Origin of the sequence: uncultured Chitinophaga sp., from assembly GCF_937898475.1 — a bacterium.
Taxonomy (GTDB): Bacteria; Bacteroidota; Bacteroidia; order Chitinophagales; family Chitinophagaceae; genus Chitinophaga.
Genome location: NZ_CALEJS010000016.1, coordinates 65,825 through 78,784, shown reverse-complemented (window position 1 = coordinate 78,784; position 12,960 = coordinate 65,825). Strand labels below are relative to the sequence as shown.

The 12,960-nt window shown below is 44.8% G+C and carries 11 protein-coding genes; 7 read left to right on the top strand and 4 right to left on the bottom strand.

Annotated features, from left to right (window positions below; translation table 11 throughout):
* Positions 1–229 precede the first annotated feature (229 nt).
* From Q0577_RS10205 to Q0577_RS10190, 4 genes are all read left to right on the top strand, one after another.
* Positions 230–1,306 carry an AAA family ATPase gene (locus tag Q0577_RS10205; protein WP_298735650.1) on the top strand — a complete coding sequence of 359 codons (1,077 nt, stop codon included), beginning with the start codon at positions 230–232 and terminating at the stop codon, positions 1,304–1,306.
* A 42-nt stretch (positions 1,307–1,348) separates the two neighbouring features.
* Positions 1,349–3,163 carry a sugar-binding domain-containing protein gene (locus Q0577_RS10200; RefSeq protein ID WP_298735648.1) on the top strand — a complete coding sequence of 605 codons (1,815 nt, stop codon included), beginning with the start codon at positions 1,349–1,351 and terminating at the stop codon, positions 3,161–3,163.
* Positions 3,164–3,264: 101 nt separating this feature from the next.
* The gene (locus tag Q0577_RS10195) at positions 3,265–4,896 is read left to right on the top strand and encodes a histidine kinase (RefSeq protein ID WP_298735645.1); all 1,632 of its coding nucleotides are present in this window, start codon (positions 3,265–3,267) and stop codon (positions 4,894–4,896) included.
* A complete protein-coding gene (locus Q0577_RS10190; RefSeq protein ID WP_298735643.1) occupies positions 4,896–5,639 on the top strand; it encodes a LytTR family DNA-binding domain-containing protein in 744 nt (247 codons plus the stop codon). Before Q0577_RS10195 ends, Q0577_RS10190 begins: the two co-directional genes overlap by 1 nt.
* A gap of 5 nt (positions 5,640–5,644) precedes the next feature.
* Here the strand turns inward: Q0577_RS10190 and Q0577_RS10185 are convergent, their stop codons facing one another.
* Positions 5,645–6,382 carry an SDR family NAD(P)-dependent oxidoreductase gene (locus Q0577_RS10185; RefSeq protein ID WP_298735642.1) on the bottom strand — a complete coding sequence of 246 codons (738 nt, stop codon included), beginning with the start codon at positions 6,380–6,382 and terminating at the stop codon, positions 5,645–5,647.
* A gap of 67 nt (positions 6,383–6,449) precedes the next feature.
* Complete coding sequence (locus Q0577_RS10180) at positions 6,450–7,331, bottom strand: helix-turn-helix domain-containing protein (RefSeq protein WP_298735640.1); 882 nt, start codon at positions 7,329–7,331, stop codon at positions 6,450–6,452.
* Between the two features lie 140 nt (positions 7,332–7,471).
* Here Q0577_RS10180 and Q0577_RS10175 point away from each other — a divergent pair, with 140 nt between their 5' ends.
* A complete protein-coding gene (locus Q0577_RS10175; protein WP_298735639.1) occupies positions 7,472–7,966 on the top strand; it encodes a hypothetical protein in 495 nt (164 codons plus the stop codon).
* 110 nt (positions 7,967–8,076) lie between these two features.
* Here the strand turns inward: Q0577_RS10175 and Q0577_RS10170 are convergent, their stop codons facing one another.
* Both Q0577_RS10170 and Q0577_RS10165 read right to left on the bottom strand, forming a co-directional pair.
* Positions 8,077–9,186, bottom strand: a complete 1,110-nt coding sequence (locus Q0577_RS10170) for an FAD-dependent monooxygenase (RefSeq protein WP_298735638.1) — start codon at positions 9,184–9,186, stop codon at positions 8,077–8,079.
* 72 nt (positions 9,187–9,258) lie between these two features.
* Positions 9,259–10,131 (bottom strand): AraC family transcriptional regulator, encoded by an 873-nt coding sequence (locus Q0577_RS10165; RefSeq protein WP_298735636.1) that lies wholly within the window; start codon positions 10,129–10,131, stop codon positions 9,259–9,261.
* Between the two features lie 1,093 nt (positions 10,132–11,224).
* Between Q0577_RS10165 and Q0577_RS10160 the strand changes: the two genes are divergently transcribed.
* Both Q0577_RS10160 and Q0577_RS10155 read left to right on the top strand, forming a co-directional pair.
* The gene (locus tag Q0577_RS10160; protein ID WP_298735634.1) at positions 11,225–12,319 is read left to right on the top strand and encodes a Fic family protein; all 1,095 of its coding nucleotides are present in this window, start codon (positions 11,225–11,227) and stop codon (positions 12,317–12,319) included.
* Positions 12,320–12,352: 33 nt separating this feature from the next.
* Positions 12,353–12,787, top strand: a complete 435-nt coding sequence (locus tag Q0577_RS10155; RefSeq protein ID WP_298735633.1) for a hypothetical protein — start codon at positions 12,353–12,355, stop codon at positions 12,785–12,787.
* Positions 12,788–12,960: the final 173 nt, after the last annotated feature.

The window sequence follows — 12,960 nt, the reverse complement described above, 5'->3', positions numbered from 1 at the left end:
CAGACAGATTGTGTTCTCCCCAGTTAGGCTTTGGGCAGCCCCAGTCCTTCAGTAAATTGTTTTAAAGCAAAATGCAAATGACCCCTCTTGCGTATCGCCAGTCATTTAATTTTCCTGATCACTTCCCAATCAACGATATTAGCTGACACCCCGCAACTGCGGGGTTTCTTATTGGATGGGTCCCCGCCTTGACGGGACGTATTCCCTATCACTTAATGGTTACACAACAATGGACAATTTATTTACACAACCGGTAATGGCTGCGGATGACCTGTTTGACAGTCACTACATCAATATACGCAACCTGTACCTGCATTTATTCAGGCAGATACCCGATCTGAATTTTATAGACGCGGTGGATGGTGAAAAAGCTTTTGCGGCTTTCACTAAAAAATATGAAAGCATGATTCAAAGCGTTCATAGTTACCGCTGGTACAAACGTTCAAAGAAGAAATACCAGTTTGACCGCACCATCCTGTTATTGAAGAATAACAGCATGGTAGAATTTGACGACAGCTACTGCGAACTGCTGCACAATGGCCGTGATCCCGAATTCGTACAGGCGGTAACGGAGCTGGTCAACCAGTTTAAGGAGCGGCAGCGCAAACAGCCTTTTGAGATCAGCCTGATCGTAAAGAAAGAGGACGGCCTTGCACTGAAACCCATGGAGATCAAACGTACCCGGCTGGATCTTTCCCTGTACTACCCGGACGATTTCCTGGCTACCGATGAGGTCATCCGCAAAAGACTGAGCAGGCAAAACGATAAGGGTATTGTGCTCCTGCATGGTTTACCGGGTACAGGTAAAACAACCTACCTGCGCTATCTCATCGGGAAAATCAGGAAAAGGGTATTGTTTTTATCGCCTGATACTGCCGGCGATCTGATGAACCCGGGCTTTATCAACCTAATGGTCAGCAATCCCAATACGGTGGTGATCATTGAAGATGCGGAAAATGTGATCATGGACCGCCGGCAAAACAGCAGTTCTGCCGTATCCAACCTGCTGAACATATCAGATGGCCTGCTGGCAGACTTCCTGAATGTACAGCTGATCTGTACCTTCAACAGTTCGCTCGGAATGATAGACAACGCGCTGCTGCGCAAAGGCCGCCTGATTGCCCGCCACGAATTCGGAAAGCTGCCTGCTGATAAGGCACAACGTCTCAGCGATCACCTGGGCTTTAACACCATTATAGATAAGCCCATGACCCTTGCGGAGATCAGCAACCAGCAGGAGAAAACAGGGCACCAGCAGCCAAAGGAAATCATAGGCTTCAGAAGAAGCGGGCTGATAGAAGCTTAGAAAAGAGTGAAAATATTCGTATTATAACGGAATAGTTAAGATATGAAATATTGTAGCACCTTATTGATAGCCCTGCTTTGTACAGCAGGATATTTTGACGTTTCAGCACAGCAGGCAAAATTACCTACAGCATGGACAAACAATGCAGCCCAAACGGCAGTGCCTTTAGGAGAATACCCAAGACCGCAGCTGCAAAGGGATGATTGGATGTGCCTGAACGGAAAATGGGACTACCGGGGTGGTAAAGACGCGCCGGTAGCGCTGCACCCGGAAGCGCCTGCCTCATTTGACAACACGCCCGGTAAGATATTGGTGCCCTATTGCCCTGAGTCTTTTTTATCCGGTGTTCAGCGCAACCAGGAGATCAATATGTGGTATCGCAGAACATTTGAACTGCCTGCCTCCTGGAAAGGTAAACAGCTCATTCTCCATTTCGGGGCAGTAGACCATAGTACTACTGTGTTTGTGAACGGAAAGAAAGCCGGCGTCCACGAAGGTGGTTATGATCCATTCAGCTTCAACATCACCCCGTTCCTGAAAAGCGGTACCAACACACTCATTGTTGCCGCACATGATCCGAACGATGGCAAAACACCGTCTGGTAAAAACGGCCCGCGTGGCGACTATACCTTTACTTCAGGTATATGGCAAACCGTGTGGCTGGAACCGGTGAACAGCAACTATATCAAGAACATCCGTTTACTTCCTGATGTGGATGGTAAACGCTTGAAAGTGTTCGTTGAAAGTGATGAAGCCGCGAAGATGGTAGCCACGGCTGCTGATGGTAAAAAAACAGTTGCCCGGACAGATGCCAGGACAGGCACTTCCTTTTATCTGCCCATCGAACAACCCAGATTATGGTCGCCTGATACGCCTTTTCTCTACGATCTTAAGCTAACGCTCTACCACCCTGATGGCAGTGTGGCAGATGAAGTAAAGAGCTATTTCGGTATGCGCGATATAAAGCTGGGCAAGCTAAACGGTGTTGTGAGACCGCTCCTGAACGGGAAATTTCTCATGCAGCTCGGACTGCTGGACCAGGGCTACTGGCCGGATGGGGTGCTGACCGCGCCCACGGAGGAGGCCTTGAAATCTGATATCGTCTACACGAAGAAAGCCGGCTACAACCTTATCAGGAAGCACATGAAGACCGAACCACAGCGTTTTTATTACTGGGCTGATAAACTGGGCCTCCTGGTTTGGCAGGACATGCCCGCCATCTGGTACCAGGATGAAGATACCGCTGTTACCAGGAAGCAGTTCCGCCGGGAGCTGAAAGCCATGATAGATGAATATTACAACTCGCCTTCCATTATTACCTGGGTGCCGTTTAACGAGAACTGGGGCGCTTTCGATGTCAAAGAAATTACCGATTGGGTGAAAGCATATGATCCCTCCCGCCTGGTGAACGGTAATTCAGGCTTCAATAATAACCCGCATTATCAGAAAGCCTATGGCGATCCCGGCAACGGCGATTATGTAGACACGCACATTTATGTAGGGCCCTATAAAGCCTCCGTACCGGATGATAAGCGGGCAGCTTCACTAGGCGAATTTGGCGGGGTTGGACTGTTTGTCCGCGGCCATATGTGGCCGGTGGAAAATAACGCCTATGCCTACGAGCCTACCAAAGCCGCATTGACAGACCGCTACATTCTTTTAATGGACCAGGTAGAACAGCTGATGAAATACAAAGGCCTGAGCGTAGCCATTTATACCCAGACCACAGATGTGGAGCATGAAGTAAATGGCCTGCTGACCTATGACCGTAAAGTGGAGAAGATGGAGCTGGACCGCATCAGGGAAGTGAACCAGGCGGTCATTGAGGCATCAAAGCAAATGAATGAGGGAAATTAAGCTTTTACATGATTCCGGGAATAATGGCAGTATTCACAGCAATTCCTGCTATTGGCATAATACAGGCTTCAAACGGGATCCGGCTGAAGTACTTTCACTTCATGAAAAAGCTATTCTTTATATCCCTTTTGCTGATTTCGGCCAGCGCCCATAGCCAGCTTAACTGGTCCGACTACGCCACTTCCTTCGGGAAAACGGACAACGGGCCTTCGCTTGGCGTTGCCATTCCCTATAATGGCATTTACGACAACTTCGACAGGAATATTGTCGGTATTTCGCACTGGAATGCGCAATATCAATTAGGTATTGACACAACGCTTGATGACCAGATCCCCTTATACTTTGTGTATGATACTGCAGGGGTCTGGTTCCTGCTGCCCCACATAAACAGGGAGCATGCAGGAGATGTTGAATACACCGTTTTATTAAATAATAAAACAACCATCACCCCTTGGTCGCATATCACCCAATATACCCAGGAAGGGGTAGGTCAAATGAAGGCAGGCAGCGGAATTGCAGGCCCCTATCACGCAGCGGTCGGGCAATACCTGGTAGCCCATGTAAGAAATAAGGACGGGCAGATCATTTCCTCCCGGGTGATTTACTTTAAGCAAAAGGCGCCGGAGATCAAATCACTCAGCACTTCAGACAATAGCGACGCCTTTTCAAACCTGGTAAAGAATGAAGATCCGTTTGCCGGTCAGTTACCGGATCTGGGATGGCATCGCCAATACACCCGCAGCCTGTCAGGAAAAGGTGGTCTTCTGAAACTATCCCATAATGAAAATAACCTCCTGATCGACATCAACGCCAGGATTTACCGGAAAGATGCGCTGGAATACGCGCTGTTTAAAGATGGGAAAGAAGTCAGGACATGGAGTGCGAATGAATTTAATACCCATTATATCCTGCTGAAAGACCTGGACCCCGGAGATTACCGGGTGCTCATCCGGTTTAAGCGGCAACGAAGTAGTATCGCTGAACTGCGTTTTTCGATATCAACGGTATGGTATAAAACATTTGCATTCAGGAGCAGCATGATCATTATGCTGCTCCTGTTGGCTGTATTGCTGATCTTCTTTACTAAGTACCGTAACCAGCGAAAGACGTTAGGGATGTTGAACAGGAAAGCAGCGCAGTCTGCCGAAGAACTGAAGCATATCCATGCACTGTTAAATCCCCATTTCACTTTCAATGCCCTTAGTTCCATCCAGGGACTTGTTAATAAGGGTGATGTGGGAGCCGCCAGTAAATATCTCTCATCCTTTGGCGAACTGCTGCGGGAAACGCTGAAGGAAAGCAAAACAGAACATATACCATTAACGAAGGAGCTGGAAAACCTGGAGATCTATATCAGCCTGGAGCAGTTAAGATATCCCTTCACCTACAACCTGGACCTGGATGCCAGCATAGACCTGTTTTCCCTCACCATACCGCCTTTTTTACTACAGCCATTTGTAGAGAATGCCATCAAGCACGGCTTTTCTAAAATGAATGGACAGGGTGCACTGCACTTGCATATCACTCAACAGGGCAATAATATCGTGATCAGGATCGCTGATAATGGTCCGGGATTTGACACCGCGGCCATTAAAGAAGGCTATGGCCTGAGTCTTTCCAGGAAACGGGTTGAACTGTTGAACCGGGATTATGGGGAAGCGCTGATCAGCTTAGCGCAGGAAAGCACCGCCAAAGGAACTACCATTGTATTATTATTTAAAAACTGGGTATAATGTTACAGGCAGTTATTGTAGACGATGAAACCGGCAATATTGAGAACTTAACCATCCTGCTCAATAAGTATTGCCCGCAGGTGAATGTTGCAGGTACCGCTACCAATGTAGACGAGGCCCTGCTCCTTATCAGGGAGCTGCATCCTTCCCTATTGTTCCTGGACATCCAGATGCCTGGCAAGGGAGGTTTTGAGCTGCTGCAAAGCGTTGTGGCGCCTGATTTTGAGGTGATTTTCGTTACGGCTTATGACCAGTATGCCATTCAGGCGATAAAGTTTTCCGCAATTGACTATCTGTTGAAGCCGGTGAATGTCAACGAGCTGGTGAACGCGGTAGACAGGGCGATGATCAGTATAGAAAAGGAGAAAAGGAATAAACGCCTTGAGAACCTGGTACACACCATCAATAATAAGCAGCAGTTGCGGATTGCCATCCCCGGGTACAAAGAGACTGTTTTTATCAGTCCGGATACGATCCTTTTCTGCAGGGCCGATAATAACTATACCATCTTTTACCTGCGAAACAAGCAGCAGCATATCTCGTCAAAACCCATATTTGAGTATGAAGAGCTGTTAAGTCCGCATGGTTTTATCAGGTGTCATCAATCTTACCTGGTAAACAGCATCTACATCAAAAGATGGATAAGGGCAGACGGAGACAGACTGCTGATGGAGGAAGGGCATGAAATACCCATTTCGCGCAACAACAAGGAAAAGGTAAAGCAGGCCATTGGTATGAAGTAAGGTACTTACCAGGGGCAGCTTGCCGGTTCGGGAAAATATTCCTCGCTGATGTATTTCGCAGTTGGTCCGTCGGCCCCGATCAGCGCATATTTAGCAATGCGTTGTCCTGCTTCTTCCGGGGTACTCGTTCCCTGGTGATTGGTAAAATCAGTTTGTGTCCATCCCGGGCATACCGCATTCACTTTAAAGCGCGTATTACGCAGTTCATACGCTAATTGCACCGTATACATATTCAGGGCCGATTTGGAAGACTGGTACATCGCATATCTTTTGGGGTAATTAGGATTGTCAATTGCTGCCGCCATAGACAGCGATGCCATTGCCGTACTTACATTCACGATCCTGGGTTCAGGAGATGATCTCATCAGGTCAATGAATGCCTGGGTGACCCTTATCACGCCGAAGATATTGATGTCGTAAACGGCCTGGTATTGATCCACCGGGGAGCCCAGTGCAGATTGTTCAAATCCCCCGCTGATACCTGCATTGTTCACCAGCACATCCAGTACCTGTATCTTTTCGCCGATGGCTTTTCGTGCGGCGTCAACGGACGACTGGCTGGTTACATCCAGGTGTACGGCGGTAACCTGGCTGAGTCCTTCCGCCTGCAGCTTTTCCACCGCAGCCAGGCCGTTTTCAAGCTGGCGGCTGCCTACAAACACGTAGAACCCTTTCTGCGCAAGTATTCTGGCTACTGCAAAGCCGATGCCTTTGTTGGCGCCTGTTACTAATGCTGACTTCATTTCGTTTATCATTTTTTTGATACGCGAAGGTAGCCAGCCCTGATAGGGGGGATGTGGACAAATCTTTTTAATTGTGGGACAAATCCTTCAGCTCAGCCAGGTAGTGGCTGATGCTCTTACCGGTGCTCTTTTTGAACAGGCGCGAGAAATAACGGGGATCGTTAAAGCCCAGCTCATAGGCCAGTTCCTTAACGGAGGTATTTGAGTACTGCAGTTTTCGTTGTGCTTCCAACATCAGCCGGTTGGTGATCCATTCTTTGGGCGAAACCCCTGCATATTCTTTAACAATGGCATACAGGGTGCTGGAGGTCAGCGCCAACCTGTCTGCAATACTCTGTACATCATGTTGCTCGGTCAGTTGCGTTTCCGCGGCCAGTTTAAAGGCTATGTATTTGGCCAATTTGGGATCTGTTACCGGTTCGTGGCGCTGGTATTGCTCAAAATAGGCCGTATTGAATTCGGTCAGCACCGCATGCAGGTGTGCCAGTATCACTTCCGCCTTTCTTTGCTTTCCCGGGGAATGAAGGAGCTGAAACAAACCAGACAGCAGGTTCTTTACCCGTTGTTGGGTAGCCGGATCAAAGGAAATGGTATTGACATTAAAAGGATTCAGCAGGAAGGGGTAAGTACTGGGCAGCAGCCTCAGCGTTTCCTCATCAAAAGAAAGCGCATATTGCCGCATATTGATATCATAGGGCAGTTTGGTGAAGACCTGGTTAGGTAATCCGAAAACCAGTTCACCATCGTTAATGGTAAACTCTTTCAGATCAGTTTTGAATGTGGCATTCCCTTTTTCCAGGTACTGGAAATAATAGTAGGAGAGCCGGTGGGGGCTACGTAGTATACGCATCACATCATCGGGCAGTGGGATGGCGCAGTTTTCATTCAGCGCGATGAGTAGTTTATCGTGATGCCTGATTTTGTCGAGGAGGCCGGTTGTTTGTTCCACGGTGGCTTGGTTTGTTGATGCAAAAATACGGATTAGGGAGGAAGATGGGCAACATGGTAAGATTGGGCAATAGGGAATGCCCTGACAATAATTATATTTGAATAAAAATAGATTACTGCACGCCATAATTGTTATGTCTTATGAAACGTTCAAAAATGGGAATGCTTATACTCGTTTCCATATTAATGCTTAGCCTCCGTTTATACGCCCAAATGTATTTACCCTATGCAAAGCTGATAGATGCCGCAGAAGAATCCTATGAAAAGAAGCAATACAGCGAAGCTGCACATTTGTATGCCAAGGCATTTCGCCTGGATGTGAAGATCAGCAGGCCGGATGATCTGTATAATGCTGCCTGCTGCTGGGCATTGGTCAATGAAAAGGATACTGCTTTTTCGCTACTACTGGCGGTGGCATCAGGGGGAGGCTACTCGGATCTAGATCATCTGGTTAAGGATGAAGATCTCCGTATGCTACATGATGATACAAGGTGGGCAGACCTCTGCAACACTGTTCGACAGAATAAAAAGAAAATAGAAGCTAAGATCAATAAGCCCATCCAATTGATGCTCGATACTATCTTCACGGAAGATCAGCAGTACCGGGTGAAGCTGAATCACTTTCCTTTTACCTGAGTGTGGGGTACCAGCTGGAGCCAGGTGCGGGACTTATTTTTTCTCCTGTACCTGGCTCCCCGGCTTTTCTTGTTTCGTAGCAGTGGTCCAGCTTTTGACGCATTGTTCATCTAAAACCCATGTTCGTTTCTCCATTCGATCTCCTCCTCTGTCCGCGGCAATAATTTGCCCAGCATATCTAAAGCATTGGTCTGTACTTCATCAATGAAAGGCCGAAGCGATCTATTATATTCTTCAAAAGCCAGCTCATAGTTTCCATTGCGTTTATCAAAAGTATCTGCCAATGCGGTGGCGCCTATTATCGCTAAAGAACCACCCATACCAGCTGCCGGAGAAGCACAATAGCCAGCATCACCCACCAGGGCAACCCTGCCTTTTGTCCATGAAGACATTTTTATCTGGCAAAATTCATCGAAGTAGAAAGACCGGGAATGCAGCAGTTCCTTTTGTAGTTCGGTAGCTCGCCACCCCACATCCTTAAAATGCGTCAGAATAAGATCTTTATGCTGCTCCTGGTTGCGATAATCGTACGCTATTTCCTCCGCTGGCCGAAAGGTAAAGACAATGTCTGTCTTCTGGTTGTGGGCATTTAGCATAATACTTTTGTTAGGCACTGAATACAGCTGTAAAGTTCCTTCGTCAATTAGTAGTTTGTTGACAATGGCAATTGAAAAATATTGCCCTAAGAAATTAGAATAGCGGGCTTCTGGTCCAAACCAGATCTTCCGGACCGTTGAGTGTATGCCATCGCAAACAAACAACAAGGCATATTCACCTTGGGTGCCGTCTTTAAAAACAACGTCAATACCGTCCTCTTTTTCCTGGAGGGAGCTAATGCTATTGGAGAAGATAAAATCAACATCATTCTTTATGAGATCAAACAGCATGTTGAGTAAGACATCCCTTTCTATTTCAAACTCGTCATCCGGCCAGTCGTCCCCCGGCTGCCGCTGTAGAAGCGTTCGCTGGGTGGTGTCATCAGCGTTTTTAAATTCCCACCTTTCCAGTTTCAGTCTGCTGGCTTTTATCTTTTCAAAAAGACCCATTCGTTTTACGATATCAACCGTTTGATCTTTTATATCAACAGGAGTGCCTCCCATTTTAAGGCCTTTCCCGATTTCAACCACCGTAACATGATAGCCGAGCTTATTCATCCAGTAAGCGGTTACCAGGCCTGCAAAGCTAGCACCTGATACCAGCACTTTTTTACTTTGTTCCATTTCTCAAGATTTTTATGCAAAAATCCTGTATAGCGAAAAAGCGGGAAAGAGTAACCCGGGGTAAATATTGGACTATTCGTGCCTTTTATTCCGGAACGCTGCTGCGGTAATGCCGGTAGCTTTACTGAACAGTCTTGAAAAATAGGGATAGTCTTCATAACCCAGGTCAAAAGCTATTTCTTTTATGGATTTATCTGTGTGAAACAGCAGTCTTTTAGCTTCCAGTATGATACGCTCCTGGATGTGTTGCGAAACTGGTAGCCCGGTAACCTGCTTAACGCTTTCATTCAGGTAGTGGGTGGAGATGTTTAGCTTTTCAGCGTAGGCTTGCGGACGTTTAATACTGTTATAATTCTTTTCCAATAATTGTTTGAACGACTGGGTAATCACCTCTGCCCTCGAAGACCTGGTGGATGGTTCACTTTGATGTAACAATGCCGAAATGGCCAGTCCTATAAAAGCATTACAACCGTCCTTTAAAAGGAGATGGTACAGCCTGTTGTTCTTTTGTGTTGAAAGATGCAGGCAAAACGAAAAACAATCCGAAATAGTAGTATAGGTGTCCTTCATCAATACCAGGGGCTTAACCGGGTTAATGTCTTCCAACAGTTGAAGATAGGGAGGATTGACGTTTTCAGTATGTATTGACAGGGAGCAGACGGTTATGTTGTAGAATTTCAGAATGCGGTGAACCTGGTTAGGGTGCATGTAAACAAGTGCAGGCGCGGTAACCCGGTGTTGCTGGAAATCAATTTCTATAAGAATAGCGCCCTTTTCGATGATATAGAAAGTGTGTCCTTCGTCCCTGTGGGATCGGGTTGCCTCTTCGTATTGCCTGGGTGTTTTAAAGTCGGAGCTTTTAATGCTAAGCTTTTCGATGGATATGCCCCGGCTGAGATCATCAGCCATTGAGTTTACCGGTATGTTGTTGTTTTTCCTGGACATTGGAGCCGAATTTTAAAATAAAGGCTGTCTTATTGAGGATAGTAGCCAGTGGCAGACAAATAAGGCTATGTTTTATTAAGACAATTCCGCCTGGTGTTGTATTCTAATAAATAGACACGTTTTGTGGCATTATTCAAAAAAGACCTGTTGACCAGTTCTTCTACCCTCTGTTGCTTTATCAGAAAGGGTTCCAACAACTTTTCTGCCCGTTTTGTTTCTATCCCTATCCTTCGGGCAAATTCAATAAAATCTTCCTTATTACGGTGATGCGTCTTTTGGAATGCCTGAGATACGAAGTTGTCGGCGAATAATCCTTTACTCAAGGCGAAATCTGTGCCGTCTACATGAACATGGGTATTGATCAGGTAGTACAAAAATAATATTCTATTTCTTTCTGAGAGGCTCGCTTTTTAGCTTCAGTCGATGAGCCGTGTGGACCATCCTATCGAGGATGACGTCAGTCTTATGTGAATATTTGCATAAAGCGGATGCAATACTGGATAGAATTGTATTCTCCACTCACAGGATAGAGCTGGAAGGGGAATCTTTAAGAAAGAAAAAAAATTGAACTGAGTAATCTAAACTCTTATTATTGTACATGGAAAGTGGCCCAATGACTCCCGAAAGGGCTGGCCCAGTATACTCCGTTTTAACTGGGCCAATATCACCGTTATATACAGCAAGGACACGTAGCGTTTTTCATTTTTATGCTAATATATCCAGGAACAAAGTGCGTCTTCTACTTTTTTGCAATGAGCAGTTCCACTGATTCTTTTTCTAAAGAATTATTTTTACCAAAATGTTTGTGAGAATCAAAAAGCCTTCAAATTCAACGACTTGAAGGCTTTTAATTTTCCAGTGACCCTTTATTTTCAACAGCCTGGATCTGCGACTATCGAGCTCTATAATAGTAGCTTTTATGTCGAGTTTGGGCGGTTTTTTCGACATTGGATTTATCGATTGTGTTGACCACGCGGACATTAGCTGTTTTTTATGTTGAAAAAATGGATTAATTTCATCATTGAAAATGATTTCATGTCGAAATAAACAACAACTTCGAAAGTAAATGATGAAATTATCATAAAAATTCACCATGATGGTCTATAATAGAAATACACCCTATAATGACTTACCCGATCTCCCGCCGGTCGATTTTACAGAGTCTCAGAATATACTGAGACATCTTGCCAAAGCATCCAGGTACTTAGGCGAATTAAATGGTCTTTGTGCCTCTTTGCCGGACGCCAGGTTACTGATCAATACAATTGCCCTCCAGGAAAGTAAGGACAGTTCTGCTATCGAAAATATTGTTACCACGCAGGATGAATTGTATAAAGCTGCAACGGAAGAAAGTACCGCCACACATGCAGCAAAAGAGGTATTGAGCTACCGCGAAGCCCTTTATGTTGGTGTAGAGAAAATGCGAGCACAACAAAATCTATTGCTCACTAACTTAATGGTTGAAATTGTTCAGATCATTAAGCGGAATAAGTCTGGTATTAGAACTACACCAGGTACTGCGTTAAAAAATGCTATCAATGGTGATGTAATCTATACTCCGCCATGCTGTGAAGAGGTAATAAGAAAAAAGCTGGCAGCGTTGGAACGGTTTATCAATTCCCCTGAAGCTTCACCGCTAGATCCATTGATAAAAATGGCTTTTATACACTATCAATTCGAATCTATTCATCCCTTTTCAGATGGCAATGGACGAACAGGACGTATTATAAATGGTCTATACCTTGTGCAGCAGGAATTGTTATCACAACCGGTATTATATCTTAGTTCTTACATTGTAAAATACAAAACAGAATATTACCAGTTGCTTCGTGGAGTAACCGAAAATGACAACTGGCATGATTGGATCATGTATATGCTTACAGCCATAATAGAAACTGCACAGCTAACTACAAAGAAAATAAGGAACATGCTTTCTTTAAAAGAAGAAACAGAAAAAATCATGAAACAGGTTTTAGGCTCCTCTTTCAGTTATGATCTGTTACAACTGATGTTTACATTACCATATTTAAAAATCGAACTGCTAGAGAAAAAAGAAATGGCGCACCGGCAAACAGCCTCCACCTGGCTGAAAAAATTAACAGATGCAGATATTCTCAGATCGCAGAAAATAGGAAGAACAACCTATTTTATTAATTACAAATTGATGGACTTGCTGTCTGCGGGCTAGGTACGTGCAAATGACCAAAGATACCTTTGTTGTTTGAATGAAATATTTGATCTAATAGACGATGTCATTCGTAGGGTCGATTTGTATAAAACTCAGGAGCTGGATGCTGAGAAAAGACGGCGATTAGATAAAAAAGTTCCTGATGGGTTTAGTAATAATAAGATGCTGAGAATTTCTGCATACGTAATTGCATATAGCCAGAATGCAAATTCAGATCGTGTTCGAAGGGTTTTGGATAGTGGATACTTTGATAATGCTTTTTTAAATTTTAATGTAGAAATAGTAGGACAGCTGAATCCTTGTGATATTGCAGATACTTATTGGGAAAAGATTAAAGATATATACCAAGTACACAAGTTATTTTATATAGTTTTCTTAGCGAGGAAAATTAACAGAATGAGCCGACCCTTGTCTGAAATTTTTTTAAATTCAGATATTCCCAAAGAATCACTAATGATCAAGATATAATTGAATTCTGGAGAGGATTTAAAAAACTGAAAAAGGATTTGAAAGCCGAAAAAGTTCCCTTTTTGCGCTCGACGACAACGTTACACCATTTACTACTTGAACTGGGATATGATTGTGTAAAACCTGATTTAACTGTATTAAGGGCAGCCAGGAAGGTGAACATTATTGGTAAC

What these genes read in the sequence shown, in the direction of transcription:
- Q0577_RS10190 (WP_298735643.1), top strand. Translation starts at nt 4,896, where the DNA reads ATGTTACAGGCAGTTATTGTAGACGATGAAACCGGCAATATTGAGAAC.
- Q0577_RS10160 (WP_298735634.1), top strand. Translation starts at nt 11,225, where the DNA reads ATGATGGTCTATAATAGAAATACACCCTATAATGACTTACCCGATCTC.
- Q0577_RS10195 (WP_298735645.1), top strand. Translation starts at nt 3,265, where the DNA reads ATGAAAAAGCTATTCTTTATATCCCTTTTGCTGATTTCGGCCAGCGCC.
- Q0577_RS10185 (WP_298735642.1), bottom strand. Translation starts at nt 6,382, where the DNA reads ATGAAGTCAGCATTAGTAACAGGCGCCAACAAAGGCATCGGCTTTGCA.
- Q0577_RS10175 (WP_298735639.1), top strand. Translation starts at nt 7,472, where the DNA reads ATGAAACGTTCAAAAATGGGAATGCTTATACTCGTTTCCATATTAATG.
- Q0577_RS10205 (WP_298735650.1), top strand. Translation starts at nt 230, where the DNA reads ATGGACAATTTATTTACACAACCGGTAATGGCTGCGGATGACCTGTTT.
- Q0577_RS10165 (WP_298735636.1), bottom strand. Translation starts at nt 10,131, where the DNA reads ATGTCCAGGAAAAACAACAACATACCGGTAAACTCAATGGCTGATGAT.
- Q0577_RS10170 (WP_298735638.1), bottom strand. Translation starts at nt 9,186, where the DNA reads ATGGAACAAAGTAAAAAAGTGCTGGTATCAGGTGCTAGCTTTGCAGGC.
- Q0577_RS10200 (WP_298735648.1), top strand. Translation starts at nt 1,349, where the DNA reads ATGAAATATTGTAGCACCTTATTGATAGCCCTGCTTTGTACAGCAGGA.